Source organism: uncultured Serinicoccus sp. (assembly GCF_947500995.1).
Classification (GTDB): domain Bacteria; phylum Actinomycetota; class Actinomycetes; order Actinomycetales; family Dermatophilaceae; genus Ornithinicoccus.
Map to the genome: position 1 here is coordinate 193977 of NZ_CANMUA010000006.1, position 26759 is coordinate 220735.

At 72.2% G+C, this 26759-nt stretch carries 29 protein-coding genes and 1 pseudogene; 5 read left to right on the top strand and 25 right to left on the bottom strand.

All coding sequences use genetic code 11. The features are described from left to right. Positions 1-5: 5 nt before the first annotated feature. On the top strand, positions 6-953 hold the full coding sequence (locus Q0967_RS10915) for a hypothetical protein (RefSeq protein ID WP_298751359.1): 948 nt from the start codon (positions 6-8) through the stop codon (positions 951-953). Continuing rightward, a complete protein-coding gene (locus tag Q0967_RS10920; protein WP_299449978.1) occupies positions 950-1765 on the top strand; it encodes a class F sortase in 816 nt (271 codons plus the stop codon). Before Q0967_RS10915 ends, Q0967_RS10920 begins: the two co-directional genes overlap by 4 nt. Positions 1766-1781: 16 nt before the next feature. On the opposite strand, the gene Q0967_RS10925 is transcribed toward Q0967_RS10920, so the two are convergent. The 16 genes from Q0967_RS10925 to Q0967_RS11000 form a co-directional block, all read right to left on the bottom strand. Continuing rightward, the gene (locus Q0967_RS10925; RefSeq protein WP_298751355.1) at positions 1782-2492 is read right to left on the bottom strand and encodes a hypothetical protein; all 711 of its coding nucleotides are present in this window, start codon (positions 2490-2492) and stop codon (positions 1782-1784) included. A 29-nt stretch (positions 2493-2521) separates the two neighbouring features. Then, entirely contained in the window at positions 2522-4342 is a 1821-nt protein-coding gene (locus Q0967_RS10930; RefSeq protein ID WP_299449981.1) for a hypothetical protein, read from the bottom strand. Then, entirely contained in the window at positions 4339-4479 is a 141-nt protein-coding gene (locus Q0967_RS10935) for a hypothetical protein (protein ID WP_298751351.1), read from the bottom strand. Before Q0967_RS10935 ends, Q0967_RS10930 begins: the two co-directional genes overlap by 4 nt. Continuing rightward, positions 4476-5975 (bottom strand): glycosyltransferase family 2 protein, encoded by a 1500-nt coding sequence (locus Q0967_RS10940; protein ID WP_298751349.1) that lies wholly within the window; start codon positions 5973-5975, stop codon positions 4476-4478. Before Q0967_RS10940 ends, Q0967_RS10935 begins: the two co-directional genes overlap by 4 nt. Next, positions 5972-6676, bottom strand: a complete 705-nt coding sequence (locus Q0967_RS10945) for a PHP domain-containing protein (protein WP_298751347.1) — start codon at positions 6674-6676, stop codon at positions 5972-5974. The genes Q0967_RS10940 and Q0967_RS10945 overlap by 4 nt, the downstream gene beginning before the upstream one ends. Then, a complete protein-coding gene (locus Q0967_RS10950) occupies positions 6673-7686 on the bottom strand; it encodes an ATP-grasp domain-containing protein (RefSeq protein WP_299449985.1) in 1014 nt (337 codons plus the stop codon). The genes Q0967_RS10945 and Q0967_RS10950 overlap by 4 nt, the downstream gene beginning before the upstream one ends. After that, entirely contained in the window at positions 7683-8846 is a 1164-nt protein-coding gene (locus tag Q0967_RS10955; protein ID WP_299449988.1) for a PIG-L deacetylase family protein, read from the bottom strand. The genes Q0967_RS10950 and Q0967_RS10955 overlap by 4 nt, the downstream gene beginning before the upstream one ends. Positions 8847-8990: 144 nt before the next feature. Next, positions 8991-9425, bottom strand: a complete 435-nt coding sequence (locus Q0967_RS10960) for a hypothetical protein (protein ID WP_299449991.1) — start codon at positions 9423-9425, stop codon at positions 8991-8993. Positions 9426-9471: 46 nt separating this feature from the next. Then, entirely contained in the window at positions 9472-9684 is a 213-nt protein-coding gene (locus Q0967_RS10965) for a DUF2945 domain-containing protein (protein ID WP_299449994.1), read from the bottom strand. 75 nt (positions 9685-9759) lie between these two features. Further along, the gene (locus Q0967_RS10970; protein WP_299449997.1) at positions 9760-9984 is read right to left on the bottom strand and encodes a hypothetical protein; all 225 of its coding nucleotides are present in this window, start codon (positions 9982-9984) and stop codon (positions 9760-9762) included. Between the two features lie 137 nt (positions 9985-10121). Beyond that, positions 10122-10514: a hypothetical protein gene (locus Q0967_RS10975; RefSeq protein WP_299450000.1), complete on the bottom strand. Its 393-nt coding sequence runs from the start codon at positions 10512-10514 to the stop codon at positions 10122-10124. A 121-nt stretch (positions 10515-10635) separates the two neighbouring features. Further along, positions 10636-11481, bottom strand: coding sequence for an alpha/beta hydrolase (locus tag Q0967_RS10980; protein ID WP_299450003.1), 846 nt, complete (start codon positions 11479-11481; stop codon positions 10636-10638). 49 nt (positions 11482-11530) lie between these two features. Beyond that, positions 11531-12523: a DUF389 domain-containing protein gene (locus tag Q0967_RS10985; protein WP_299450006.1), complete on the bottom strand. Its 993-nt coding sequence runs from the start codon at positions 12521-12523 to the stop codon at positions 11531-11533. Between the two features lie 136 nt (positions 12524-12659). Then, on the bottom strand, positions 12660-13016 hold the full coding sequence (locus Q0967_RS10990; RefSeq protein ID WP_299450009.1) for a hypothetical protein: 357 nt from the start codon (positions 13014-13016) through the stop codon (positions 12660-12662). 301 nt (positions 13017-13317) lie between these two features. Continuing rightward, entirely contained in the window at positions 13318-13725 is a 408-nt protein-coding gene (locus tag Q0967_RS10995) for a hypothetical protein (RefSeq protein ID WP_298751326.1), read from the bottom strand. 97 nt (positions 13726-13822) lie between these two features. Next, entirely contained in the window at positions 13823-14329 is a 507-nt protein-coding gene (locus Q0967_RS11000) for a hypothetical protein (protein WP_298751323.1), read from the bottom strand. Between the two features lie 124 nt (positions 14330-14453). On the opposite strand from Q0967_RS11000, the gene Q0967_RS11005 reads away from it, so the two are divergent. Continuing rightward, positions 14454-15854, top strand: coding sequence for an amidohydrolase family protein (locus Q0967_RS11005; RefSeq protein WP_299450013.1), 1401 nt, complete (start codon positions 14454-14456; stop codon positions 15852-15854). On the opposite strand, the gene Q0967_RS11010 is transcribed toward Q0967_RS11005, so the two are convergent. After that, complete coding sequence (locus Q0967_RS11010; RefSeq protein WP_299450015.1) at positions 15838-16758, bottom strand: DMT family transporter; 921 nt, start codon at positions 16756-16758, stop codon at positions 15838-15840. The genes Q0967_RS11005 and Q0967_RS11010 overlap by 17 nt on opposite strands. 100 nt (positions 16759-16858) lie before the next feature. On the opposite strand from Q0967_RS11010, the gene Q0967_RS11015 reads away from it, so the two are divergent. Together Q0967_RS11015 and Q0967_RS11020 are read left to right on the top strand one after the other, a co-directional pair. Then, a complete protein-coding gene (locus Q0967_RS11015) occupies positions 16859-17734 on the top strand; it encodes a LysR family transcriptional regulator (protein WP_299450017.1) in 876 nt (291 codons plus the stop codon). 37 nt (positions 17735-17771) lie between these two features. Next, entirely contained in the window at positions 17772-18461 is a 690-nt protein-coding gene (locus Q0967_RS11020; protein WP_299450019.1) for a GNAT family N-acetyltransferase, read from the top strand. A 13-nt stretch (positions 18462-18474) separates the two neighbouring features. On the opposite strand, the pseudogene Q0967_RS11025 reads toward Q0967_RS11020, so the two are convergent. The 8 genes and pseudogenes from Q0967_RS11025 to Q0967_RS11060 form a co-directional block, all read right to left on the bottom strand. Further along, positions 18475-19103, bottom strand: a pseudogene (locus tag Q0967_RS11025) (winged helix-turn-helix domain-containing protein). A gap of 58 nt (positions 19104-19161) precedes the next feature. After that, on the bottom strand, positions 19162-19290 hold the full coding sequence (locus tag Q0967_RS11030; protein ID WP_299450021.1) for a hypothetical protein: 129 nt from the start codon (positions 19288-19290) through the stop codon (positions 19162-19164). A gap of 84 nt (positions 19291-19374) precedes the next feature. Continuing rightward, positions 19375-20211: a hypothetical protein gene (locus Q0967_RS11035; RefSeq protein ID WP_299450023.1), complete on the bottom strand. Its 837-nt coding sequence runs from the start codon at positions 20209-20211 to the stop codon at positions 19375-19377. 89 nt (positions 20212-20300) lie between these two features. Further along, the gene (locus Q0967_RS11040) at positions 20301-21305 is read right to left on the bottom strand and encodes a LacI family DNA-binding transcriptional regulator (protein WP_299450025.1); all 1005 of its coding nucleotides are present in this window, start codon (positions 21303-21305) and stop codon (positions 20301-20303) included. Between the two features lie 56 nt (positions 21306-21361). Then, complete coding sequence (locus tag Q0967_RS11045) at positions 21362-22471, bottom strand: mandelate racemase/muconate lactonizing enzyme family protein (RefSeq protein WP_299450028.1); 1110 nt, start codon at positions 22469-22471, stop codon at positions 21362-21364. A 61-nt stretch (positions 22472-22532) separates the two neighbouring features. Continuing rightward, positions 22533-24503: a TRAP transporter fused permease subunit gene (locus Q0967_RS11050; RefSeq protein WP_299450031.1), complete on the bottom strand. Its 1971-nt coding sequence runs from the start codon at positions 24501-24503 to the stop codon at positions 22533-22535. Further along, entirely contained in the window at positions 24500-25507 is a 1008-nt protein-coding gene (locus Q0967_RS11055) for a TAXI family TRAP transporter solute-binding subunit (protein WP_299450033.1), read from the bottom strand. Before Q0967_RS11055 ends, Q0967_RS11050 begins: the two co-directional genes overlap by 4 nt. Before the next feature lie 32 nt (positions 25508-25539). Next, complete coding sequence (locus Q0967_RS11060; protein WP_299450036.1) at positions 25540-26718, bottom strand: mandelate racemase/muconate lactonizing enzyme family protein; 1179 nt, start codon at positions 26716-26718, stop codon at positions 25540-25542. Positions 26719-26759: the final 41 nt, after the last annotated feature.

Sequence of the window (26759 nt, forward strand, 5' to 3'; positions counted from 1 at the left end):
CGCACATGTCCCTACCCCTCCCCACCCTGCGCCCGCTGGTGGCCCTCCTGGCCGGCATCGCGCTCGTCCTCATGTCGCTCCTCGTCGTCCCGGCCGCCTCAGCCCTGGAGGACGACGCCTCGCAGACTGCTCAACCCGCTCCCGCCGAGGACGCGGCGGTCCAGGCGCTGCCGGCCGAGGACTTCGACGTCGAGTACGTCGGTCCGGAGTGCTGGGACAGCTCCTACAACGTCTACGTCGAGTACGCCGGGGACGACAGGGATCTGAACCTCGTGCTGCAGGAGGAGGTGGACGGCAGCTGGGTCACGATCGAGATCGAGCGCTTCTACGACGGATCGGCGGGCATCTACAGCGACTGGCTGGAGGAGGGCGAGGTCGCGACCTTCCAGGTGCTGGTCTACGACCGCACCGCCCCCGCGGAGCAGACCCTGCTGCACGGCCCGCTCGCCGTCACCGGCGTCTCGACCGAGGACTGCGACGAGTTCGACTCCCTCCCCGAGGAGGAGTGGACCTCGGCCGAGGTCACCTGCGGGGCGGTGACCTTCACCAGCCGCACCGACGAGGAGGTCGTCGTCGTCTACGGCGACCCCTTCGCGGAGGATTTCGAGGGCTCCTTCCTCCTCGCCCCCGGCGCGTCCTCCACCGTCGAGGTCTCCGACGACCTCGTCTACTGGGCGAGCGCGACCGGCCTGGACGAGGACCTGGAGCCCACCGGCGAGGAGGTCCTCCTCGCCGGTGAGGGTGAGATCGAGGTCGAGCAGGACTGCGCCCCGGAGCCCGGCGAGCCCACGACCCCCGCGCAGCCGGCGCCCGCCCAGCCGGGCGGCGGTGAGCACCAGATCCCCGGGAAGGTCCAGACCGATGGAGGTGCCGACCCGCTGGCCACGGGCCTGGGTCTGGGCCTGGCCCTGCTGTCCCTGGCCGAGCTCGGCCTGGTGCGCCGCGGCGCGTGACCGACACGGCTCACCGCCCCCGGCCGGCGCGCCGGGCCGTCACCCTGGCGCTCCTGTCGCTCGTGCTGGTCGGCGCCCTCATGGCCTTCTGGGGGTGGCGGGGTGCCCCGACGGCCGCCGGGCCGGACCCCGTCGCCGCGGCGAGCGCCCCGCCGCCCGCCGTGACCTCAGCGCCGGACGCCGGGGAGGTGACCGGCAGGGCCCGGGCGACCCCGACGACGGACGCCGCGGCTCGCACGTCGCCCTCACAGACCACCGCGACCCGCGCGGCGGCCACGACCACGACACCCACCCCGGTGCAGCCCGAGATGACGGGCGACCCGCAGGAGGGGCCCGTCCACGTGACCATCGCCCGGGGCGAGGAGGTGCTCGTCGACGCGCCCGTGGCGCTCACCCAGCTCAACGACCGGGACGAGCTGGACCCTCCGCCGGGGGTGGTGGGCTGGTACGGACCGCCGCAGTGGTCCACCGTGCCCGGGGACCTGTCGACCTACCCCGGGGTGCTGGCCGGGCACACCAGCTACGACGGCGTGCGGGACGTCTTCCACCGCCTGGGCGAGGTGCGGGCCGGCGATGTCGTCGTCATCGGCTACGCGGACGGCCAGGAGGCGAGCTTCCACGTCGACGCGGACGCCCTGTCGGTGCCCAAGAACGAGGTCACCGAGAAGGCCGGCACCGACTACGCCTGGGTATGGAGCCTGGACGAGCCGGGGCGCACGGTCTCGCTGTTCTCCTGCGATCTGGGCCAGGACGTCGACGTGACCGGGCACGGCCTCAACAACTGGGTGGTCCAGGCGACCCGGACGACCTGAGGCCGATGCCGGGGCCCTAGCCCGGTGGGGGCGACAGGAGCCGCTCGCGCACGTCTGCCTGCGGCCCGGTCCCGAGGCGGGCACTGGCCTCGACGACCGCGCTGACGGTCACCTTCCCCTGGGCGGCCAGCGCGTCGTCACCCTCGGCACCGGCGTCCTCGGACTCGATGACGTCGAAGAGCACCTGCGGCTCGGGCGCGGAGACCGAGAGAGGCGTGAAGCGGGCATACGGAGCGAGGACCCGGTCCCAGACGGCCGCCCTCTCCTCCCCCTCGGGGTCCGCCGCCCCGCCGCCGTCCACGGGGTATGCCTCGATGCCGTCCATGTCGGCGAACGCGGCGTGCAGCACCGCCATCTGCGTGCCGAAGAGCACGTAGGTCCAGGGGCCACCCGGATGGTCCGGGTCGTCCATGAACTGCGCGCGGCACCGCAGGTCCAGCGCCGGCGAGACGGGACGCGCGGACGGCATGGCCATGAGCCCGTGCGCCACGTCGATGAACTCCGCGGCCTGGGCGATGAGGCTGTTCCGGTGGGCCGCGCTGAGCGTGAGGTCGGCGCGGGTGACCTGGTCGTGCGAGAGTCGCGCGTAGACGTCGTCCGGGTCGTCCGTGGAGAGCACCTCGTGGCAGACGGTCGCCAGCGTCGAGACCACCTCGGCACGCCACAGCGGCCAGCCGAGCAGCTCCAGCCGACGGGTCACGTGGGGCAGGGAGACGCTGCTGGGCATCCGGTACCCGCGGGGTTGGCTGTAGGCCATCAGTCGTTGGCTCCTGTCGGTGCGGAGGTGTCCCAGATGCTCGGTCGGCCGGCCAGGGCCTGCTCGGTCAGCAGCACCCAGGTGACACCCGCCACCGCGGATGCCGTGGTCATGGAGACGGCCGCGTCGTCGCGCGTGGCTCCCGGTCGCGCACCGTCGGGTCCGGCCGGACCGAGCCCGTCCAGGGTGGCCCGGGCCCCCGTGGCATCGCCCACCCGCTGCTGCGCCAGGGCGACGCCGGCGGTCCCCTCGGTCCACACCAGGGGCTGCTGCACCACGTGCGGGGCATACCCGCTGCGCCCGTCGTGGGTCCATGCGAGGTCGGCGGTGCGGGCCAGCGCGCCGGCGGCGAGGGAGGGTCGTCCCGTGGCCTGCAGCCAGACCGCTCCCCAGGAGTCGACGTCCAGCGCGCGGGTGGGGTCGGGACCGGCGGGGCTGCGCCCCTGCAGGAAGCCCCCCACCTGGGGGTCCCAGAGCAGCGCCATGACCGCCGCGTCCAGCCGGTCCGCCGCCTGGCCGGCCGCCACGCCCGACGCCCCGGACAGGGTCGTCCCCGCCAGGTCGAGGGCGTGCCACGCGTCGAGGTTGTGCTCGGTGGACGCCCACGGCAACGCGGCGTCCGGGTCGAAGCCGCCCGGCCCGTCCTGGCCGTAGCCCGCGGTGACCAGGCCGGCCAACGGCCCCTCCGGGACCTGCTGGTGCATCAGCCAGGCCACCGCCCAGGTGGCTCCGGCCTCGGCCTCCGCGCGCGCGGGGTCCTGCGGGTCCAGCTCTCCCAGCCAGCGCAGCAACGCATAGGTCCCGACGCCGTGGATGCCGGTGCGCAGCTCGGGGCGGGCGTAGCCCGGGGCCAGCACGGCCGAGGAGGCCACCAGGGCCCCCTGCTGGGGACCGTCGTCGACCTGCAGCGCGAGCAGTCCCTGGCCCAGCCGGCGGGCGGTCTCCTCGTCGCCGACCGACAACGCCGTGAGCAGCGCCAGCGCCTGGTCGTAGGCGTAGGTCCGCCCGTGCAGCGGGTGCGCCTCGGGCACGTCGAAGGAGCGCACCAGCCCGGTGTCCGGTGCGGCCCCGGCGAGCACCTGCCCGGTACGGGTGTCCACGAGCCGCAGGACCTTGGCGCCCGGCCGGCTCTCGGGGAGCAGGAACGTGCCGTCCACCCGCGCGGTGGTGGTCCCCACGTGGTAGGCCGCGTCGGTGACCACCCAGAGCTGGACCTCGAGGTGCTCGAAGACGGCGGGGCTGGGCCAGGTCGCCCCGTGCTGGGCATACCCGGCCTGGGCGTCCAGCAGCCGGAGCCCCCACTCGCCGGTCCCCGGCGCCGCCGCCGCCAGGTCGACGCTGAAGCGGCCTGCGGGGTCCACGAGCGTCTGGAGCTGGGCGGAGACCTCCCCGCCCGGGGTCCGTCGGACCACGTCGATGATCCACCGCCCGGGTGAGGGCGGGACGCTCACCTGCCCGTGGACCACACCCGGGGCGTCCGGGTCGGGCGCCTCGTCCAGCTCGACGGGCGTCTGCGTGAGCTGCCCGGGCGGGTCCACCCCCACCAGCTCGAAGGTGCCGGAGAGCGGTCCGGTCCAGGCGTCCGGGTAGGCCTCGTCGGGGGCGATGACGGACGGCGTCGCGACGGGGGTGCCCGACCCCAGCTGGGCGCGGACCCACGGCCAGCCAATCGGCTCGGCACCCCCTGCCTGACCCTCGGCGGTCTCCTGCGTCTGGGCGGCGCCGGCGGACGGCGGCAACGTCATGAGCAGGCTCAGGCCGGCGACCAGGGCGACCCGCGTCCACGCCAGCAGGGGCGCGGAGGGGCGGCGGCGCGTCATACCCACCACCGCTGCCGCAGGTAGGCGAGCAGCAGCACGAGGACCAGGGCGAGCAGTCCTTTCCACAGCACTCCTCTCTCGCTGCGGACGTCGGCGCGCAGCATCTCCTTGGGGGCGGGTCGAGCGGGACGGGTCATGAGAGCGCCACCTTGCCTGTCTTCTCGGTCTTGTCCCACGTGGTGGCGGCACCGCGCGCCTGCGCGACGTAGGCGGCGAAGGTGATGGCGCACAGCAGCGGGCCGTAGCCGACGAGGACGAGCAGCGGCACCACCACGCGGCTCCCCGGCCGCATGACGTCGACCCGCCGCACCGCCCAGGCGGCCAGCATGCAGCACGACGTCCACAGGTAGACCGCCAGCTCGAACCAGCGTCGGGCCCCGGGGCCGGGGTCCAGCCCCACCCCCTGGGCGAGCTGGCCCACGGCGAGCTCGACGGGCGCCGGGGCCAGCACCCAGCACAGGATGGCGAGGTTCACCAGGCCCGGGAACGTGACGGCCTGGACCCAGCTGCGCCGCGCGATGCGACCGTCCAGGAGGAGCGTGAAGACGGTGCTGTAGACGAACGCCAGGGCGCTGATCCCCCAGTACGCCTGGAAGGCCAGCCACGCGCTCGCGGAGTCGAGCAGCCACATCGCCACGAGGGCCGCGGAGGCGAGGATCATGAAGGCGGGCAGCAGCATGGTGCAGTACCACTGGAGCCCGAACCACAGGTTGCCGAGGTGGTGCTCCCGGTGGGGGCGGAAGAACACCCCGTGGAAGCGCCGGGTGACCTGCAGGTTGCCGCGCGACCAGCGCAGGCGCTGCTTCCACAGCCCGGCGACCGAGGCCGGCTCCTCGGCGAGGCACTCGGCGTGCGGGTCGAAGATCACCCGACGCCCGGCCACCTGCGTCTTCAGGGTGGTGACGGTGTCCTCCGCCAGGGTGGTCGTGTCGATCCGCCCGCCCAGGTCCACGAGGTTCTCGCGGCTCAGCAGCTGGGCCCCTCCGGCCAGGCAGGCCTGCGCCCCCACGACGTTCTGGGCGCGACGGGCCGCGAGCTGGGCGCCGGCGTACTCGTAGCCGATGTAGCGGTTCAGCCAGCTCGAGGGCTCGCTGGCCTCGCGGATGAAGGCGGTCACCGCCCCGACCTGCGGGTCGGCGAGGTGGCGGGTCATGCGGACGATGGCGTCCGGCCGGAAGATGACGTCGGCGTCGGTGATGAGCACGGCCTGCGCCCAGTCGTCCTCGAGGAGCACGTCGAGGCCGTGGTTGAGCGTGTGCGCCTTGCCCTGCCCGCCCTGCTCACGACGCAGGGCCACCACCCGGCCGGGGTGACGCCGTGCGGCGTCGGCCAGCAGCTCGGGCGTGTGGTCGGTGCTGGCGTCGTCGACGACGACGAGCCGCAGCCGGTCGGGCGGGTAGTCCAGGTCCATCATCCGGTCCACCGAGTGCTCGAGCACCGGTGCCTCGTTCCACGCCGGCACCAGGACGGCGACCCGCGGCAGCTCCCCGGGGTCGACGGCGCCGTAGTGGGTCCGCCACCGGTGGCCGGTGACCATGAGGAAGCCGACGGTCGAGACGACCATGGGCAGCGCCCCGAGCAGCACCAGGGCCGTGAGCACGCCGACGAACACGTCCGTCGGCCCGGCGATCACGTCAGCTCCCGGACGACCGCCGGCACGTAGTCCCAACGACCGACGTCGGCCGCACGGTGGGCGTCGCTGCCGGCGCTGAGCGCGACACCGCGGCGCGCGAGGTGCGCCAGGGCGGGTATGCCGGGGCAGCGCCACTTCTCGTTGGCCTCGACCCACCCGCCGGTCGCCAGGCAGGCGTCGGCGAGGGCGTCGAGGTGCTCGTCGGAGACCTGCTGCTCGTCGAGCCCGCACTTGGGCAGCAGGCTGAACAGGTGGGCCAGGCCGGGCGGCACGGGGCTGGCGGCGAGCGCCCGCGCGGTCGCCGTCACGAGCATGTCGAGGGCCGACGCGGCGTCCCAGACCCCCTCCTCCAGCAGGGCCCGCACCCGGTCCGGGTGGACCGGGCCGTCCGGCCCCGGGAACTGGTGGTCCGCGACCAGCAGGTAGTCCAGCGGCGGCAGCTCGGCAGGCAGGTCCAGCCGCCCCGTCGCGTCGAGGATCTTCACCTCGACGCCGCAGCGGACCGTCAGGGGCGCGGAGTCGGCGAGCCCACGGACCTCGCGCACGTAGTCCGGGAGCCAGTCGGTGCTGGCGCGCACGTGGTCCGAGAGCCCGATCGTGTGCAGCCCCGCGGCCGCCCCGGCCCCGACCATGTCCGCCAGGGGGTCGTGCCCATCGGTGGTGGTGGAGTGGGTGTGCCAGTCGGCCCCGGTGTCGATCACGGCCGAGGGTCCGGGGTGAAGGGGTAGTCGGCCACCGGCACCACGACGTCCGCCCAGTGCCGGACCACGGCGACCTCGGTGAAGTCGAGGCTCTTAGGGAGGTCGGCGCCCAGGGCGGCCTGCGCGGCCAGCCGCGGCATGTCGATGCCCGCGGCGCGGGTGAGCGACATCGTGCCGGGGAACCGGGGGTTGACCTCCAGCAGCGCCGGGGTGCCGTCCGCCGCGCGGCGCACCTGCACGTTGACCACGCCCACGACGCCGATGCGTTCGGCCACCGCGCGTCCGGCCGCGACCAGCTCCGGGTCGGCCACCGTGCGGCCGGCCACGGCGATGCCGGAGTCGACCTTGTCCCGACGCCGAGGGACCGCCGCGACCGGGGGGCCGCCGCCGGGGCGGCCGAGCACGTCGATGGAGAACTCCTCGCCCGGGAGGTGCTCCTGCGCGATGACGGTCCCGTCCTGGGGCACCAGGTCGAGCTCCTGGGCGCTGTGCAGCACGGCGAACCCGCGACCTCCGGCGCCCTGGCGGGGCTTGACGATGAAGGGCAGCCCGAGCTCCTCCTCCACCTGCGCCGCGGTGGCCCGGTCGTCCCAGAGCACCGTGCGAGGCACCCGCACCACCTCGGCGCAGTGCTGCATGAGCAGGTGCTTGTCCAGGCACAGCCGCAGCGTCTCGGGCTGCTCGACCAGGAGGGCGATCCCGTGCTCGGCGAAGCGGTCGCGGGCAGCGGCCACCCCCGCGAGCTCCACGTCCACGGTGGGGACGACGAGCCGGGCCCCGACCCGCAGGGCGAGGTCGAGGAGCTCGTCGACGAAGCGCGGGTCGGCCCCCCTCGGCAGCAGACCTCGTCGCTCGACCGGCACGAGGTAGAGCCCGACGGCCAGCGGGTCCAGGTCCGCGGCCGCGACGGTCCAGTCGTCGGCGAGCGCCTCGATGAGGGTCACGGCGGCCGCTCCACCCGCCCCGGTGACCAGGACGACCGGTCGCTGGGCCGCTGCCTGCGCGCTCATCCGCGGGCCCCCGTCGGCAGGTGGAAGAGCGAGGCGGTGGCGTCCTTGCGGCCGTGCCCGGGCAGGTCGGACCGGTCAGGCGTGAAGGTGCGGATCACCTCGAAGGGCTCGGCGTACCGGGCCCGGGGTGCCAGGCTGCGGGCCCAGTAGCGGGCCGAGGCGACCACGGACTCGGGCTCGAGGTAGGTCCGCTCACGCTGGGACTCGAACAACGAGAGCACCTCGACCTTCTGGGCGATGACGGCGTCCACGGGGACGTAGCGGGTGGGCGAGAAGTCGTTGGAGGACGACGGCGACTGGTAGGCGTACACCCGGGGCACCTGCCGCACCGCACTGAGCACGGCGGTGTTGACCGCCCGGTGGTCCTGGTGGTTGTCGTGCTTGGTGTGCGTGTAGACCACCGTGGGGTCGACGGACCGCACGACCGCCTCGATGAGGCGGATGGTGTCCACGCCCCCGTCGATCCGGGTGTCCGGCAGGTCGGCGATGAGCAGCCGGGCACCGATGCGGGCCGCCGCGGCCTCGGCCTCGCCGAGCCGGTCCTGCTGGTCCCCGCCGACGGCGCCCCGGCTCATGGTGAGGATGACGATGTCGTCACCGCGGCGGCGATGGTCGAGCAGCGTCCCGGCGCAGCCGATCTCGACGTCGTCCGGGTGCGCCCCGACCGCCAGGACCCGCTCCGCGGCCTCCTGGGAGCGGGCGAGGACCCGGTCGACGCAGGTGGAGAGGGTGATGACGTCGTCCGGGTCCACGACGTCGGCGACCCCCGCCCGCAGCGCCCGGACCAGCAGCGTGGGATCGAGCTGGTCGGTGGCCGCGAGCAGCAGCACCTCGAGACCGGGGACGACGCCTCGCAGGTCGCCGACCAGGCTCTCGCCCTCGCCGTGGGCCATCACCGCGGAGGAGACGACCGCGAGCCGGACCGACCCCGCGTCGGCCGCCCGCTCGACGGCCGCCCAGGGCTCCACCGACTCCACGGTGCAGCCGGCGCGACGCAGGCAGGCGAGGATCTGCTCGCCGGGGTCCTCGCCGACGAGGAGGACGGTGGAGGGGGGCGGCGGGGTGGAGTGCACCACGCCCGGGAGGCCCGTCCCGCCGGGATGCCAGGTGGCAGCCCCGGAGGGCAGCACCTGCGGCTGGTCGTCGGTGGAGTTCTCCACGCCGTCGGCTCCCTCCTGGACGATTCCCTCCGTGCGCTCGTCCAGCCTAGGGTCGCGACCACCCCGGACCGCACCGATCAGCCGTTTCTTTACTGTTCCTATACCCAGAGGGCCTCCCACCCCCCGGTCCCGCGTCGTCGGTGGTCAGCGGGCTCCGGCGGGCCCGCCGACGTGCCAGCGCCGCAGCCGCTCCAGCTCGGCCGGCGGCACGGCCAGCAGGGTCATGAGGCGGCCGTCGCTGAGCACGGCCTGCACCCTCCAGGCCCGCGCCCCCGGCTGGTCGGTGCGCAGGTCGAGGATGTCGCCGCGGGTGAGGCGGGTCGTCCGCCCGCCGGAGGTCACGACGAGAGCGTCGTCCTCGAGCCGGGTGCCGCTGCGCTCGCGACGGCTGGCCCAGACGAGGAACGCGCCATACCCTCCCCAGAGCGCGACGAGGGCGATCTCGAGCCCGCGCCAGGGGTAGGCCAGCGCCAGCGCGGTCACGGCGCTGGCGATGACCGCCCCGCCGATCGCCGCGCGCAGCGTCGGCAACCAGCGGGGCTGCATCAGCCACTCGCTGGGCGGGTCCGGTGCGCTCACGTCCCCAGGGTAGGAACCTGCGGCCGGCGCGTCGCCCCGACCGCGCTCAGGCGCGCTCCACCTCGCTGCTCAGCTTGAGCACCGTGGTGCCGTCCTCCTGCTCGATGACGTAGGCGGGGTCGTCGTCGCTCCCCTTGCGCTTGATCGTGTTGCCCTTGCTCTGGCGCTCGACCGTCTCGTGGTGGACCTCGGTGACCTTGCCCTCGGCGTAGTCGTCGCCCCACTTCCAGCGGACCGTCGTGCCGGTGCGGATCGCCATACCTGCTCCTTCTCCTGCGCGGATGACGCCGGCCGCCGCCCCGGGCGGGGGCGGCAGCCGGCGAGGTGGGTGTCCTCAGAGGACGGTCGTGGACTCCTCCAGCCTGAGCGCGACGCCGAGGGCGAAGAACGTGGGCGCCCACTCGCCGACGAACAGCCCCCAGCGGTCGGCCTGGGCCTTGCTGTCATCCTTCTTGCCCCGCGAGAGGAAGTGGCTCGCGAAGGACAGCCCGATCGAGGCGAACCCGGCCGCGTAGCAGTGGTCGGACCGGAGCCCGTAGGACGAGAGTGTGGTGATCATGTGTCTCCTCGGTGTGTCAGGGGTCAGGGGCCTCGCGCAACGCGCACGGGGGCACCGCCCCGGGGGCTGGGTCTTCCATCGTGGGTCACCGTGGCGAGGCGCGCAGGATGAACGGCCCCCGGTATGCCTGGTATGCCTCAGCGCCCCTTCAGCGCGCGCCGCACCTGCCGCACGTCGGTGATCGGCACCCCCGGGAGCTCCACGGCCTGGCCGGTCGTGAGCAGCGCGACGACACCACCCCGGCGGGGGTCCTCCTGGATGGTGCGGACGGCCTGCGCCGGCACCTGGGTGGCGCGCAGCCCGTTGTGCACGACCAGCCCCTTCCGGGACACCTCGGTGCTGCCACCGGTGCGCAGGTAGGCCAGCACGACGAGCACGAGCACCGCCAGCCGCACCACCAGCCCCAGCAGGTCCTCGCCCACGGACACCCCTCCCCCGGTGTAGCGGGCGATGGTGAAGCCCACGACCAGGACGAAGGCGAGCAGCAGCGCCCAGGACAGCGCCTTGGGGCGGTGGCGGGTCCAGGTCATGCGGCACGTCCCATGGGCTCACCCTAGGCGCCGGGAGCACCGCAGGCGCGGCACCGGACGCGGGTCGGCCGGGGTTGGCCAGGACGGAGGCGGACGCAGCGCCCCCGGCTCCTGCTGGACGTCAGACCGCCTCCACGAGGCGGACGACGGCGTCGACCAGGGGTGGACCGGTCATTGCCGGGTCGTTGTGACCGACGCCGGGGAGGACGACCTCCTCGACGAGGGTCGGGGCTGCCGCGGCCACGCGGGCGCTCAGCTCGCTGGGCACGATGAAGTCCTCATCGGCGCGGACGACGGTGACGGGGACCGTCGTCTGCGAGACCCGGGAGAGCACGTCGAAGCGGTCCCGCAGCAGCGCACCGACCGGCAGGATCGGGTACTGCGCGCGGCCGACCTCGACCAGGTCGGTGAAGGGTGAGCGCAGCAGCATCGCGTGCGGGGGTCGCTCCTCCGCCAGCCGGGCCACCACCCCCGTGCCCAGGGACTCGCCCACGTAGACCACCCGGTCCGGCGGGAAGCCCTCCCGAGCCAGGAGGTCGGACATGGCGATCGCGTCCCTGGCCAGACCCTCCTCCGACGGGGTGCCCGGGTTGCCGCCGTAGCCCCGGTAGTCCATGAGCAGCACGGTGAACCCACGCTCGCTGAGCCGCCGGGCGAGGTCAGCCCCTCCCTCCCGGTTGCCCCCGTTGCCGTGGGCGAAGAGCACCGCGAGGTCGCGGTCCGCCGACGCCTCGGCCGGCACCAGCCAGGCCCCGAGCTCCAGCCCGTCGGAGGTCAGCGCGGTGACGTCGCGCGCCCCCGGCACCACCTCGGCGGCGGGCGGCACCGGCGAGCGGTCGGGGAAGTAGATGAAGTACCGCTGCAGACCCCACACCGCCACGAGCATCACCGCCACGACGGCGAGAAGGACGACCCCCACGCGGACGAGCCGGCGGAGCAGTCTCCGGCGGCGGGAGGTCTGGGGCATGTGCCCATGATCGCCTGCGGGCGTCGCGGGTCCAGGCGCGGGCCTGCCCTCACTCGCCGTCGAGCCGTTGCGAGCCCCCCACCACCAGCGTCAGCTCGACGTCGACACCGGCCAGCCGGGCCGCGTCCAGCGCCTCCCGCAGCTGCTCCGGGCCGGGGCGCGGCGGGTCGCCGATGACCACGATCTGCAGCGTCGAGCCCTGCAGGGAGATCTGCGAGACCCGCCACCCGGACTCCTGCGCCCAGGCGTCGGCCACCGGCTGCGCGGCGATGATGAGGCGCTGCTCCTGGATGACGGTCCAGGAGCCGATGCCCAGGGGGACCGCGACGAGGACGAGCGAGACGGCCACCGCGACCAGCGAACGCGGCCCGAGCCGTTCGACGGCGACGCCGGCCTCCATGGCCGCCTGGCGCACCCCCGCCAGGAGCATCACCAGCGTGCCCGTCGCGATGATCGCCGCGACGTTGGTGCCGAAGAGGAGGAGCGCCCCGACGGCCTCGTCGGGCGCCCCGGACTCCAGCGTCAGCCCGACCACGGCCAGCGGCGGGACCAGGGAGATGGCGATGGCGACGCCGGGCAGGGTGTCCGAGACGTCGGACCGCACGAGCGCGAAGGCCCCGACCATGCCCGTGGCGACCGCGGCGAGCAGGTCGATGAGGCGGGGGCTGACCCGCCCGGACACCTGGCTGTTGGTCGCGGCCACGACATCGGTGAGGACGACCAGGCCCACGAGGTAGCCGATGACGACGACCGCCAGGGAGGCCCCGATGACGGTCAGGACGTTGACCACGAGCTGCCGGCGGTCGGCCAGCACGACCGCGACCGCCGTCCCCAGGATCGGGGTCATGAGCGGCGCGACGATCATGGCGCCGATGACGGTCGCGGTCGAGTCGGCGACCACCCCCGCCGAGGCGATGACCCCGGCCAGCACGAGCAGCACCCAGAAGGCCGTGAGGTTGCGGAAGCGGTCCCCCAGGGTCAGGAAGAGCCGTCCGGTGATGCGGTCGATGTCCTCGGTCGTGACGGCCAGCGCCTGTCTCATGGCGGAAGTGTGGCCCGGCCCGACCCTCGCGTCCACCGCAGCGCGGCAGCCCACCGTGCGCGGTCATGGCCCGTGGAGGGCCACCACCGCGCACAGCCAATCGACCGGCACACCTGGGCTGGTCTAGACGCTCTGCTCAGTAGAGTCCCTGCATCCCGTTGCGGACCAGCTGGACCACGAGGAAGGCCGCCACCAGAAGGACCGCCGCGGCAGCCACGCGTCGCGGCAGCGCAGCGCCGGAGCCGCCTGCGGCCTCGACCGACCGGGCCCAGCGCCAGCAGACCGCTGCAGGCACGGCGGTCAGCACCAGCACCACCACAGCCCCCAGCAGGTCGGAGGTCAGCGAACGCTGCGACCCGGTGAGGTCAGGGGCGACCCAACCCTCCAGCGCGTAGGCGATGACCAGCCCTGCTGCGACGAAGACGGGGGTGAGGGCGACGGCCACCCACGCCCCGACGAGTCGCGACCGTGGCGACTCCGGTGTGGTGCTCATCTCGGACGACCTCCTCGGAGGAGCGCTGACCCTGGAACGGCAGGGACCCGTGCGAGCGTCGTCACTCCCGCGACCGTGCGGTGCCGACGAGGACCAGTCCGGCCGCCACCCGCCCAGGGTGGCAGCACCCTAGCAGCACAGGCGACGGCAGCGGGAGCTTTCGGGCCGCCCTCTCACCCGTCGACTGGGCCGGTGGTCCCAACCCCCAGGGGTGACTCGTCGGTGCGACCGCTGCGGACACGCATGGCGCGTCCTCCCACGTCGAGAGCGCGGCCCTTCGGGGATCGGGAGGCTGCCTCGGTCAGCGGTCACCGCGACGGATGCGGTCGAGGAGGTCGAGGTCCTCGCCCCTCACCCCGGGCAGCTTCACCGTCCTCCCGTCCCGCTGCCTGACCCTGGTCGGGCCCTGGTCACGATCAGCGGCGGACTGGGTCGCCGCCACGTCGTTCCATGGTATGCGGCGCTCCCGCAGCTGACGGACCACGAGCCCGTCAGCGTCGGCCATCGTCCGGCCCCGGGCATCGACGAGGCCGAGGAAGGCGAACACGACATTGCCGACGGCCCCCACCCGGGTGCCCCACAGGACGTCCGGCACGACGACGACAGCGGTCAGGAAAGCGACGGTGATGACGAGGTACGCCCACCAGAAGCGGGCCCGCCGTCGGCTGTGCTGGCGCCATACCTCACCGTTCTCGCCCGCGTGGTCCATCCGGCCTCCCCGTGCGTCCGTGTGCGGTCATAGCCCCGGGAGGGCCACGATGGCACACAACCCGACCGGACCAGCGCCGCCCGAGCCGCCCCGCGGCTCAACCGAAGGCGCCCCGGGTGAGCCGCCGGTGCGCGGCGACGACGTCGTCCTGCTGGCGCCGGGCACGCTCCTCGAGGTCCCGGAACCGCCTGGGGTCCAGCCCGAGGGCATCGGCGTGCACGGTCAGCGACCTCCACAGCCCGGACTTGCCGCTGATGCCCGCGTGGACCACCTCGAGCTCGAGGAGCGGGGTCAGCGGGGAGCGCCGTCGCACGCGTCCGTTGAGCTTGAGCCGACCGACCAGCTCGCCGCTGCGGGCCAGCAGCAGCTTGGCGGGACTGGGCCGCAGACCGAGCGACCGGATCACGTCCACCAGGGTCTGGCGGTCGTCGGTGACCTCCTGCAGCAGCTGGGCGACCTCGGCGGCCACCGTGAGGTCCTGGTAGCTGTCGCGCATCATCGTCAACCGGCGCACCATGCCGGTGGCCCCGGTCAGGTGGTCCTCCAGGTAGATCCGCAGCAGGGCGCGCTCCGGCAGGTCGGGGGACTCGGTATCGGCATCCACCTCTCGAGCGTAGGCAGCGGACGCCGCACGGCAACCTGAGAAGCCACCCGCACGGCCTGCCCCTCCAGGCCGCAGCCGGCTCCTCTAGCGTGGAGGGCCCGACGGCCGACGAGAGGGCATCCGCGTGGAGCACGTCATCATCCGCGACACCGCCGCCGTCACGGTCGACCCCGCCATCGGTGTCCTGCGTCGCGCCGACATCCTGGTCTCGTACGGGGTCATCGTCGCGATCGGCCCCGATCTGGCACCGCCGCCGGACTGCACCGAGATCGACGGGACCGGCCGCATCGCCATCCCCGGGTTGATCAACGCCCACACCCACCTGTGGCAGACGGCGGTCCGAGGGATGGGCCTCGACTGGTCCGGCACCGAGTTCCACCTGCACATGCAGACCCACTTCGTCCCGGCGCTCACGCCGGACGACCTCCGCACCGCCGAGCTCGTGGGCGCCCTCAACCTGCTGGACTCGGGGACGACCTCCGTGCTCGAGTGGTGCCACGGCGCACGCGCCCTCGAGCACAGCCTCGCCGCGGTGGACGGCCTCCGAGGGGCGGGCATCCGGGGGGTGTTCGCGCACGGCACGGTCAAGACCTTGCCCGCGCCCGGGCAGCAGCACTACTCGACCCTCCCGCACGACCCCCACGTGGCGGCCGCGGTCCGCGAGCACCTCGACGGCGACGACCTGCTCCGGATGGCCCTCGGCGTCCTGGGCCCGGACTACGCCGGGATCGAGGTCAACCGCGCCGACTTCACGCTGGCGGCCGACCTCGACGTCATGACCACCGCCCACGCCCACGCCCCCGGCGAGACCGACGGGGCATACCAGCGACTGGCGCAGGAGGGACTGCTGCGCACCCCGCACAACCTCGTCCACGGCACCGGCTTCGACGACACCCAGCTGCGCGCCGTCCTCGAGCACGGCGGGTCGGTGACGGCCACCAGCATGACCGAGATCAACGGTGGGCCACCAGAGCCCGTCGTCGGCCGGGTCCTCGACCTGGGCGGACGTCCGTCCATCGGCACCGACTCCGAGGCCACCACCGCGACGGACATGTTCGCCGCGATGCGCGAGTCGCTCGTCATCCAGCGCCTCTTCGACGCGCTCGCGCACGAGCACGGCACCCGCCCCCGACCCGACCGCCCCCGGCTGGACGCCGACCGATCCGCCCGCCACGAGCCCACCAGCGCCGACGCGCTGCGGTGGGCCACGCTGGACAACGCCCGCGCCCTCGGCATCGAGCACCTCGTCGGGTCCCTCACCCCCGGCAAGCAGGCCGACATCGTCCTCGTCCGCAGCGACGACCTCAACACCGCACCAGGACTCAACCCCACCGACACCGTCGTCGCGCTCGCCCACCCCGGGAACGTCGACACCGTCCTGCTCGGCGGGAAGGTGCTCAAGCACGACGGACGACTCGTCTCCCACACGCCGGGGCAGGTGCACGAAGCCATGGCCGCGCTGCGCGCCACCGGTGAACGCCTGCTCGCCGAGCTGGACCTGGAAGAGCTCAGGTCCGTCGGGTGAGCCGTCCGTGGCTGACGAGGACGGCGAGCACGACCACGACGCCGCCCAGGATCTCGTTCCACTGGATGCGCTCCTGCAGGAACACCACCCCGAGGATGACCCCGACCACGGGGGTCAGGTAGGTCACGGTCGAGGCGACGGTCGCCCCCCAGGTGGTGATGACGTTGGTGTACCAGATGTACGCGAGCCCGGTGCCGACCGCGCCCAGCAGCACGATGCTGACGACGACCGACGGCGACAGGGTGACCGGCTCCCACCCGATGAAGGGGGTGAGGACGGCGATGGTGACGGCACCCGCACCCACCTGGCTGGCGGCGATGGTGGTCGCGTCGAAGGCGTGCGAGCGGAAGAACCGGCGGGTATACGTGAACCCGAGCCCGTAGCACGTCGTCGCCGCCAGGCAGGCCAGCTGGGCCAGGACGTCGGCCTCCTGGATCTCCCCCAGGAAGCGCCACGGGCCCAGCACGACGACGATGCCTCCGGCGGCGATGAGCATCGCCGCGGTCTTCAACCGGGTCAGCCGCTCGTCGGGAAGGACCGCCAGGGCGATGACCATCGTGGCGATGGGTGTGGTGGCGTTGAAGATGCTCGACAGTCCCGAGGGAAGGTGCAGGGCCGCCCAGGAGAAGAGCAGGAACGGCGCCACATACATCAGCACGCCGATCGCGAAGGGGTGCGACCACGTCCGCAGACCGGTCGGCCACCGACGACGGGTGAGGGTCATGAGCAGCGCGAGCAGCAGCGCCCCTCCGGCCAACCGCCCGAGGACCACCTGCGCCGGTGACATCCCGCCGACAGCGATCTTGATGAAGAGGAAGCTCGCTCCCCAGACGGCTGCCACGGCGAGGTACTGCACCCCGACCGACGCCACGGTCCTCGATGCTGGTGCGGTGTTGACTGCCATGCTCGCTCCTGGTCCCAAACGATCTCTGACCTGTCGAGCGTCTCTGGATGTGCCACCATGAGTCCAATGCATCTGGACCATTCGCACATGAAGGATTCTCATGAGCATCACGCTGAAGCAGCTCACCGTGCTGGTGGCGGTGGTCGAGCACGAGGGGTTCGGTGCCGCCGCCAGCGCGCTGGGCGTCGACCAGTCCTCGGTCTCGCACAGCATCGCTGCCCTGGAGAAGGTGGCGGGCGCATCCCTAGTGACCCGCGCGAGCCCGCTGCGCCCGACCGAGCTGGGTCGAGCCCTGCTCCCTCACGCCCGGACGGCGGTCGCCTCCACGCGAGCCATCGAGTCCCTCGTGAGCGCCCACCAGCAGCAGCCCCCCACCGGCACGGTCCGCGTCGCCGCGTCCCCGACGGTGTCACACCGGATGCTGCCCCGGATGCTCAAGCAGTGGACCGCCGCCCTGCCCGGCGTGGAGGTTCGGCTCTTCGAGGGTGACGACGACGAGCTCGACGAGTGTCTGAGCAGCGGCGTGGTGGACTGCGCCATCCTCATCGATCCCACCACCACGCCACCCGGGGCTCTCGAGCTGCTGCGGGAGCGCTTCTGCGCCGTGGTCCGCACCGACCACCCGTTCAGCGGGCTCGAGGAGGTCGGGCTCCCCGACCTCCTCGACGACCCGCTGCTCGTGTCCGCCGGCGGGTGCGAGCCGCAGATCAGGGACCTGCACACCCGGTGCGGGGTGCGCTACGAACCCGCGCAGCGGGTGCGCGAGATCTCGACCTTGCTCAGCATGGTGGAGAACGACATCGGCGTGGCGATCATGCCGTCGCTGGCCACGACGCTGCTACCCGACACCCTCACCATGGTGGACCTCACGCCGGAGTTGCACCGGCGACTCGTCCTCACCGGCCCGCTCGACCGACCGTGGCACCCGCAGGTCGCCAACCTGGTCAGCGTTGCCGCGGCCGAGCAGGGCGGATGAGCGCTAGGTTGAGGCGGCAGGTGGCCGAGGAGGACGGATGACCGGTGCAGCGTGGTCCGCGTCCGGTGACGGGCGGGTGCGGCCGGCGACGGGGGCCGACCTGGCCGCGCTGAGCGCCCTCTTCCTGCAGCTCTACGACGCCGAGCTCCCCGGCATGCTGGGCGGCGAGGAGCCCGCTCGGGTCGAGGCCGTCCGGCGCCTGCTGGGCGCAGCACCACCGACCGGGCGATACGTCCTGGAGCACGGCGGCGAGGTCGTGGGATCCGGGAGCCTGGCCACCCAGGAGGCGCCGCGCCCGGCGACCCCGCCCTCCAGGCTCCTGGCACTGCCCTCCGTGCTCGGGGTGCCCGCCGCGCTGGCGTCATACCCCGGCGTGCTGCGGGCCGTGCTGACGGTCGCGCCTCCCCCGAGGACCGAGGAGGCCCAGATCCACTCCGTGGTCGTCGACCGGCGTCACCGCGGCGCGGGGGCGGGGGCCGAGATCATGGGCCACTTCGAGGCAGCGGCGGCCCAGCTTGGCAAGCAGAGGGTGTCGCTGCAGGTCCTGGAGTCCAACGGTGGGGCGCTGGCCTTCTACGAAGCCCTCGGTTACGCACGGGTGGGGCCGGCGCACACCCGCGTCCGTGGCGCCCTTGCCTTCCGCTCGGTGCTCCTGTGCAAGGACCTGTCGCCACCCGCGCTGCCGGGCCCCTGCGCGTCAGGGCAGGAGGGGCCGCCACCCTCCTGAGGGACCGCCGGTCTCAGGGTTCGAACCGGTACCCCGCGCCCGGGTGGGTGAGCAGGTGCAGAGGGTGGGACGGGTCGTCCTCGAGCTTGCGGCGCAGGTGGGCGGTGTAGACCCGCAGGTAGTGGGTCTCCGTCGAGTAGGCCGGACCCCAGACCTCCCGGAGCAGGGTCTGGCGCCCCACCAGGCGGCCCCGGTGACGGACCAGGACGTCCAGCAACGCCCACTTGGTCGGGCTCAGCCGGACCTCCTCCCCCCCGCCTGGTCACCACCCGCCGCGCCAGGTCGATCCGGATGTCTCCAGCCTCGACGACGGGCTCGTCGGCGCCCGCGTCGAGGGCGTCCACCTTGTCGTCCCCGAGGTGCCGGGCCGACGGCACCACGATGGGCACCGAGCTCCACCCCCGGATGCCGGCGATGACGTCGAGGCCCGACATGTCCGGCAGGCCGAGGTCCAGGACCACCACGTCCGGGCGCTCCCCCGCCGCCGCCTCGAAGGCAGCCCGGCCGGTCGCCGCCGTGCTCACCCGCCACCCCTGGAACCTGAGGTTGGAGGCCAGAGCGCGCCAGCCCGGCGTCGTCGTCGACCACGAGCACCCGGCTGCCGGTGGCGGGGTGCTCGGGCCCGTCCGTCTCCAGGGTCATGCGGGCACCGTCTCGGGGAGCGTCTCGGGCAGCGACCGGGGCAGCGTCACCGTCATCGTCAGACCGCTCCCGGGGTGTCGTCCGGCACGACCTGGGCACCGATGGCGTCAGCCAACCCGTCGACCACCGCCAGTCCCAGCCCGAGCCCGCCGTCGGCCCCGAGACGCCGGGACGGCTCGAACATCACGGCTCGCTCGTCCTCGGGCACACCCGGCCCCCGGTCGACCACCCGCACCTCGACCTCCCGGAAACTGGCCTTGTTGACGCTTCGTTAGCGGCCCGGGGGGCGCCCGCGACGAGATCTTTGCGGTGGTTGGTCGGCCTCGTCGAGCAGCTGGTGGATCGCCCGCGTCATGGCGGGGTCGGTGACGTGGCGGGTCGTCAGCCAGCCCAGGACCGCCCGCGCGGCGTCGACGTTGTGCTCGTAGCCCAGGACCATCCGGTGGAGAGGCAGGTCGGTGGCCAGGTCTGCCTGCTCGATGCGGCGGGTCGGCTCGAAGCGGTCGGGGTGGTCCAGCCGCGAGGCGGGGTCGAGGCGCACGAGAGCGAGGACGTGGTCCACGGCATACACCTGGATGAAGCGCATGGCCGTCAGGCGCTCTCCCCGCAGCTCGCGGTGCAGCCCGACGTAGAGGTTGGTCAGGGCCTCGTTCAGGTGGATGCCGACGGTGTCGAGGGCGGTGGGGGTCGGCGGGGTCGAGGCGCTCGTGAGCGGGTCGTGGCCGTCGCGCGCCCAGACCACCCGGGCGCCGACGACGGGCAGGGCCGCCAGCTGCGCTGGCGTGAAGACCGCGTACTCCACGAAGAGCCCGTCGGACAGGAGCGCCTTCCGGCCGTTCGGGTCGTTGACGAAGCTGTAGGCGACGTGGCCGCCCAGACCGGCGAGCCACGCCGGGTCCCGCAGGTAGTCGTTCTTGACGGAGACGCTGTCGACGACGACGAAGACGTCGATGTCGGAGTGCTCGTCGAACCGGTGCGTCTCCGCTCCCGCCGACCCCAGGCCGAGGACCGCCAGGACGTGGTCGTCCCCGGCCAGGTGCGCCGCGAGGCGGTCCAGGCGCAGCAGGGTGGGGTGCAGGGGTCGGGAGGAGGACTGCGGTCGCGGCATGTCGTCGGCCTTTCGGTGAAGGTCGACGTTTCAGCCCGCACGGCACATCCCGCCGGGGTCGCGACGTCGCCAGCGTAGTGGACCGAGCCCTAGAGTGCGCGCGTCGATCCCCTCACGATCAGATGGGTCGGGAGGACCACCTTCCGGGACCCCGCCTTGTCGACGAGCATTCCCGCGGCGGCCGTCCCCATGGCGAGGGCGTCGCGGGCGACGACTGTGATGCCGGGCCGGAAGAGCTGGGTGATGGACACGTCATCGCAGGCCACGAGGGAGACGTCGTCCGGCATGGAGAGACCCACGTCGGAGAGGGCCCGCAGGAAACCCACCGTGATCTGGTTGCCACCGCACACGAAGGCGGTGGGCCGGTCGTCGTCCGCGAGCCAGCTGTGCGAAGCCTCGTAGCCCCACGCCTCGGACATGTCGCCGTACCGCACCAGGACCTCGCCGCTGCCACCGAGGAGCCTCCTCAGCCCATGACGCAGTCCCTCTACCCGCTCGCGCGTCGGCCGGGATCCCTCGGACCCGACGATGAGGCCGATCCTGCGATGCCCCTGCGAGACCAGGTGGTCCGCCACCTGCTGCATGCCGCCGGCGTGATCGGCCCAGACGCTCCCGAGCCCCGGCACCTCGAGGTCCCGGTCCAGCTGCACGACAGGCGCGTCGACCGACGTGAGCAACGAGGTCAGTGCAGGTGGACGCTCGTCGGACACCGACACGATGAGCCCGCTCACCCGGTGCTGCATCAGGGAGCGTATGGCTGTCAGGTCCTCGTCGGGGGTTCCGTCCGACGTGGCGAGCAGGACGGCATACCCGTTGCTCCTGAGGTGGTCGGAGGCCCCTGACACGATGGCCGCCAGGAAGGGGTTCAGCAGATCCCCGATCATGATGCCTACGGTCCGGGAGTCACCGCTGCGCAGGGCCCGGGCGACCAGGTCCACCTGATAGCCCACCTCCTCCGCCGCCCGGAGGACCCTCTGGCGCATCTCCTCGGACACGTCAGGGTGGTCTGCGAGAACCCTCGACACGGACGTCGTCCCCACGCCCGCCTTCTCGGCGACCATCTTGAGGGTCGATCGTCGACCGCTGCGGTTCATGTCGCTCTCCTCGTCCGTGCGCGACTGCCGGAGACCGACTCCCTCCTGTCACGGCGTCATGCGGCGTCGACGCGGTGCGCCTTGATCCAGTCCCAGTCGAGATCCAGACCCAGTCCCGGGGCAGTCGGCACAGAGTACATGCCGTCCTTCGCACGGAGACCTTGCGCGTGGATGGCCCACACCAGGGGGTCGCGAGCGGGGGCGAACACCTCGACCGGCCCGGCGTCGGCACTCGACGCCAGGAGGTGGGCGGAGATCTGACCCTCCTCGTGGTGTGCCATCTGGACGCCGTATGCCGAGCACATGCCCTCGACCCGGCGCCACTCCGTCGGACCCCCTGCCCACGAGGCGTCGAAGTTGCACACGTCGACCGCGCCCAGCTCCAGCAGCTCCCTGACCCCCTGACGGGACATCTCACTCTGTCCTGCGGCGACCCTGACCCCACCGACCATCCGGACGTCACGCATCCACGTCTTGTCGTGGTACCACCGCACCGGCTCCTCGAACCAGGTCAGCTTGCGCTTGTCGATGTTGTCGAGGAACTGCAGAGCCTGATGGAGGGTGTATCCCTGGTTGGCGTCCGCCATGAGCATGAAGTCGTCACCCGCTGCATCGGCCATCGCCATGAAGCGCGCCGCGTCCTCCGCCGGAGCAGCGCCGCCCACCTTCATCTTGCATCCACCCAGACCAAGCCCTCGGAGGTAGTCGACCTCCTCCGCGAGCTGGGTCAGGCTGCGCTTGTAGTACCCGCCGATGGCGATGATGGGGAGCTCGCTGCGCTGCGCACCCCAGATCTGGAACAGCGGCATCTGCGCAGCCTTGCCGACGATGTCCCACAGGGCCGAGTCCAGCGCGGACATGGCCATGACCACCAGCTTGCGGTCACGGAGGATGTCGAAGGTGACGGGAAGCATGCGGTGCCACATCTGCTCCACCATCAACGGGTCCCCTCCCTGGATGAGCGGGAAGAGCTCCTCCTGCATGATGCGAGCGATCTCGTGCTGCGTGTGCACCTCGTCGCCGTTGTAGGTCACCCCGACGACTCCCTCGTCGGTGTGCAGCTGCGTGACGAGGGTCGCTCTCGACTCCATCGAGTAGGCGGAGCCGGAGAACTTCTCCGGCAGCTCGACCTCGACCGGGATGACGTCAAGCTTGGTGATCTTCATACGGAACGCTCCTTGGATGGGTGGGGCGGGTTGATGGATCGGTTCGGGTCGAGCCGCGTGTCTAGGCCGTGGTGGGGGTGCGCTGCCTCCACCACCACAGGCCGAGCAGCGCGACGACACCGAGTCCGGCGAGGTTCAGGGCGAGCTGGGGATGGAGCAGGAGGACCACGGGAACCAGGAGCGCGACGGAACCCCACCGGGTGATCCTCCTGCCGGCGCCGTACCCGGAGAGGGCGAAGGCGAGCAGCACCGCCGCGACGGCGCAGAAGGCCGAGGTCGTCAGGATGGTGAGGACCGAGCCGTCCAGCAACAGCTCTGGTCGCATGACGAACACGAAGGGCAGGACGAACGCGATCGCGGCGATGCGCAGGGCGGTGAGGCTGGCCCTGAACCAGTCCGTCTCCGCGATCGCGGCCGCGACGAAGACCGTGGCTCCGATCGGCGGGGTGAGGCCACCGAGTACGGCGAAGTACAGGGCGAACATGTGCACGCTGACCGGGGTGGCTCCCAGGTCGATGAGGGCGGTGCCGGTGATGGCGACGGCGATGAGGTAGGAGGGCACCGTGGGTAGCGCCAGGCCCAGCAGGATGTTGATGCCGGCCGCCAGGACGAGAGCCAGCAGGATGGACGCAGAAGCGACGGTGAAGATGATCTGCCCGACGTTGAGGGCGACTCCGGTCGTGCCGATGGCCTGGACGACCACCTGCGAGGCCGCGACCAGCACCCCGATCATGGCGACGGTGATGGCTCCGTCACGGCACCCGAGCACGAGATCGCGCGCGAACTGCTTCCACGACGTGCGCTTCCAGAGCACCCGTACCGCGAACGCCGTGACCAGCAGGATGACCGTGGCGCTGAATCCGGCCATCCGGACCGGATAGGTCATGATGATCATCGACAGCAGCGCGACGACCGGTGGGATGAGGATGACCAGCTCGTCCAGGAAGTCGCGGATCCGGGGGATGTGCTCGGCGGGTAGACCCTGCAGCTCGTGGACGGCAGCCTCGGAGTCGACGGTCACCCAGAACGAGATGTAGTAGATGACGGCCGGGATGATGGCCGCCAGGATCAGTCCGTAGTAGGACATCCCCAGGAGCTGTGCCATGAGGAAGACGGCCGCTCCCATGATGGGTGGTGTCCACTGACCGCCGGTGGAGGCCGTGGCCTCCACCGCGGCGGCGAACCGCTTCGGGAACCCGTACCGCTTCATCATCGGGATGGTGATGACACCGGTGCTGGCGGTGTTGGCGACGGCGCTCCCGTTGACCATGCCGAACAGCGCGCTGGACAGGACCGCGACCTTGCCAGGACCGCCGCGGAGGCGACCCGCCACGACGAGTGCCAGCTTGAGGAAGCCGTCACCGCCGCCCAGCCGCATGAGCAGGGCGCCGAACAGGACGAAGATGGCGATCTGGTTGGCCGACGCCGCGGTGATGTTGCCGTAGATCCCCAGCGGTGAGGTGAAAGAGTTGCCGATGACCTGGGAGTAGGTCTGACCCGAGTGGCCGAAGACGCCCGGGATCCGGTCCCCGAGGAGGAGGTAGAGGATGGTCACCAGGCCGATGACCGGGAAGGCCCATCCCATCGCCCTGCGGCAGGCGTCGAAGAGGACGAGCAGGACGAGGGTGCCCAGCAGGACATCGGTCGCGGTGGGTCGTGCGTAGCCCAGCTCGAAGACGATCCTGTGGAAGTGGATCCACACGTAGACCGTGGCCCACACGATGACGATGACGCCGGCGACGATGGCCACCCGGTCGATCAGCCTCCCCCACGGGCTGACCGGTGGTGCGGCGCCGGTGGCCGAGGTGAGGTTGAGCAGCGAGAGGACGACCGCGAACATCACGTGCACGCTGGTCTGCTTGAACCCCGGCAGGGGCCCTGCTCCAGCGGTCCAGATGTGGAAGGCTGCCGAGGCGACGGCCACGACCGAGAGGAGTATGGCCGCCCAGCGCACGAACCCGGTCTGGCCGGACGCAAGGATGGCTGCGTCCGCCGATGGCTCGATCGTCGCGGGAGCCGTGGGCGTGCTCACCCGATCATCTCCTCCGGCACGTCCACCCCGACCTCCGCGTAGTAGCGAGCAGCACCCGGGTGGAGCGGGAGCAGGAGCTCGTCGACGGCCACCTGAGGTGTCAGTCCCTCGGTCTGGGGCAGGCGCTCCTGGACCTCCGCGATGTTGTCCCAGAAGGTCTTGGTGACCTCGTAGGCGAGGTCATCGCTGACCTGTGGTCCTGCACCGACGACGACGCCCCAGTACCCGAAGGTGTTCACGTCCTCGGGGACGTCCTGGTAGGTCCCGCCCGGGATCGTCACCGGGACCAGGGTCGGCTCTGCCTCGACGATGCTGGCCATCTCGTCGTCGGTGAAGCTGATGAGGTCGATGGTGCGGCTGGAGGAGGCCTCGAGGATCGCCCCGGTCGCTTGTACCCCGGCGCCGCGGTAGGAGAAGCCTTGAATCTGCCGCCCGGTGTAGGCGGAGACGGCGTCCCCCAGACCCGCCTCGTAGTAGTCCGGTTCGACGTCGAGCACTGCCAGGGCGTCCATGGTGGTCTGGGTGGACCCGCCGCCGATGGGCCCGGCGTTCCAGCTGAGGCCGTCCAGGCCCGACGGCCCGGTGACACCGGTGTCCGCCCCGACGACGAGCTGCCACAGGACGATCGACAGCGGGTAGAGGGTGGTCAGCTCATGCTCACCCAGAGCCGCTTCGGCGCCCGAGACGTCCATCATCCCGAAGTCGACGCTCTCGGCGTCCATGCGGATGGCGTTCTCCTCCGAGCCGGCACTCTCCTGGACCGTGACCGACAGACCGGACGCGTCCTCGATGACGGCCATCGACTCCACCCCGTAGAGGTACCAGTCGGTGTCGCTGGGACCCCAGGAGGTCGTGATGACCTCCCCGGAGCCGTCACCGGATGCTTCCGTCTCAGTCCCGGAGTCGTCGGCGCCGACCTGACCCAGGCTGCCACCGCCGCAGGCGGAGAGGACCAGGCAGCCGATGGAGGCTGCCGACAGGGTGATGAGATTCTTCGTGTGCATGTGCTGAGCTCCTTTGCTCGCTGTGGTGCTGGTCAGGACTGGGTCACCAGATGGCTCATGACGGTCCATGCCGAGAGGCGTTCCTGGTCGAGCTCGATGCCCAGTCCAGGTCTGTCACTCAGGGTCAGGTGGCCGTCGGCGAGGGTGGGCTTGTCGGTGTAGAGGGCGTGCCACAGCGGGTCTCGATCCGCGTTGGGGAACGTCTCGCAGTACTTCTCCCCCGACAGGGTGGCGAGGTAGTGACCGTGGATGTGCCCGTCGTGGTGGGGCGCCACCCCGACACCCCTCATGTGTGCGTAGTTGGCCGCGTCCATCCAGGCCGTCAGACCGCCCGCTCGTGTCGCATCCGTCTGCAGGTAGCTCACATCCCCGCTGTCGACCAGTTCCATGGCGCCCCACTGGTGCATCTCCTGCTCGCCGGCGGCCAGCGGGATGCCCCCTTCCGTGCGTACGCGGTGATGGTGCGCCGGGCCGTAGTGCCACTGCAGCGGCTCCTCCAGCCAGAACACGCCCAGTTCTCTCAGCGCCGGCGCGATGTGCAGCGTCTCGGCCAGCGTCCACCCCCCGTTCGCATCGACCTTGATGCGCAGGTCCGGATATGCCTCGCGCAGGGCCCGCACCCTCGTGATGTCGATCGCGGGGTCCCGCCCCACCTTGATCTTCACCGCTGACAGGCCCAGCTCGACGTAGCTCGCGACCTCCGACAGCAGCTGGTCGATCCCCGCGTCGTCACCGTCGCCGTTGGGGTAGTAGCCCCCGGTCGCGTACGCCGGGATCCGTGCTTCCGATGCCCCGAGGAAGCGCCACAACGGCTGCTCGGCGGCCTGGGCACGGAGGTCCCACAGGGCGATGTCGACCGCTGCGATCGCTGCCAGCAACTGGTACCTGCCACGGGTGCCGAAGTGAGGCTGCCCGGTGGTGACCTCTTCACGTCCGGCGTTGCTGAGACCGAACATCTCCTGCCACAGGGACCGCACCTCCCAGGGGGAGCGGCCGATGAGCGCTGGCCCCAGGCGCTCCCGCACGTGGCCCGCGATCTCCGCCATGGGGTTTCCGTGCGCCTGACCGAAACCCACCAGACCGTCGGACGTGGTGATGGAGACCGTCACCTGACCCGCTGTCATGTACGCCTGCTGCGACATCCAGAACGCCCGACTGAGGGGCACCTCCAGGATGCGGACCTCTACGGACTCCACTCGGGTGGCACTCACGGGCGAACCTCCATTGGTAGCGATACCGGTAACGTTACCAC

Coding starts and splice junctions, on each gene's coding strand:
- Q0967_RS11040 (WP_299450025.1), bottom strand. CDS start 21,305: ATGAACCGCAGCGGTCGACGATCGACCCTCAAGATGGTCGCCGAGAAG.
- Q0967_RS10985 (WP_299450006.1), bottom strand. CDS start 12,523: ATGAGACAGGCGCTGGCCGTCACGACCGAGGACATCGACCGCATCACC.
- Q0967_RS11045 (WP_299450028.1), bottom strand. CDS start 22,471: ATGAAGATCACCAAGCTTGACGTCATCCCGGTCGAGGTCGAGCTGCCG.
- Q0967_RS10965 (WP_299449994.1), bottom strand. CDS start 9,684: ATGGCGATCCGCACCGGCACGACGGTCCGCTGGAAGTGGGGCGACGAC.
- Q0967_RS11015 (WP_299450017.1), top strand. CDS start 16,859: ATGAGCATCACGCTGAAGCAGCTCACCGTGCTGGTGGCGGTGGTCGAG.
- Q0967_RS10915 (WP_298751359.1), top strand. CDS start 6: ATGTCCCTACCCCTCCCCACCCTGCGCCCGCTGGTGGCCCTCCTGGCC.
- Q0967_RS10995 (WP_298751326.1), bottom strand. CDS start 13,725: ATGGACCACGCGGGCGAGAACGGTGAGGTATGGCGCCAGCACAGCCGA.
- Q0967_RS10990 (WP_299450009.1), bottom strand. CDS start 13,016: ATGAGCACCACACCGGAGTCGCCACGGTCGCGACTCGTCGGGGCGTGG.
- Q0967_RS11010 (WP_299450015.1), bottom strand. CDS start 16,758: ATGGCAGTCAACACCGCACCAGCATCGAGGACCGTGGCGTCGGTCGGG.
- Q0967_RS10980 (WP_299450003.1), bottom strand. CDS start 11,481: ATGCCCCAGACCTCCCGCCGCCGGAGACTGCTCCGCCGGCTCGTCCGC.
- Q0967_RS10930 (WP_299449981.1), bottom strand. CDS start 4,342: ATGACGCGCCGCCGCCCCTCCGCGCCCCTGCTGGCGTGGACGCGGGTC.
- Q0967_RS10975 (WP_299450000.1), bottom strand. CDS start 10,514: ATGACCTGGACCCGCCACCGCCCCAAGGCGCTGTCCTGGGCGCTGCTG.
- Q0967_RS11035 (WP_299450023.1), bottom strand. CDS start 20,211: ATGCCGCGACCGCAGTCCTCCTCCCGACCCCTGCACCCCACCCTGCTG.
- Q0967_RS10935 (WP_298751351.1), bottom strand. CDS start 4,479: ATGACCCGTCCCGCTCGACCCGCCCCCAAGGAGATGCTGCGCGCCGAC.
- Q0967_RS10925 (WP_298751355.1), bottom strand. CDS start 2,492: ATGCCCAGCAGCGTCTCCCTGCCCCACGTGACCCGTCGGCTGGAGCTG.
- Q0967_RS11020 (WP_299450019.1), top strand. CDS start 17,772: ATGACCGGTGCAGCGTGGTCCGCGTCCGGTGACGGGCGGGTGCGGCCG.
- Q0967_RS10970 (WP_299449997.1), bottom strand. CDS start 9,984: ATGATCACCACACTCTCGTCCTACGGGCTCCGGTCCGACCACTGCTAC.
- Q0967_RS10950 (WP_299449985.1), bottom strand. CDS start 7,686: ATGAGCGCGCAGGCAGCGGCCCAGCGACCGGTCGTCCTGGTCACCGGG.
- Q0967_RS11055 (WP_299450033.1), bottom strand. CDS start 25,507: ATGCACACGAAGAATCTCATCACCCTGTCGGCAGCCTCCATCGGCTGC.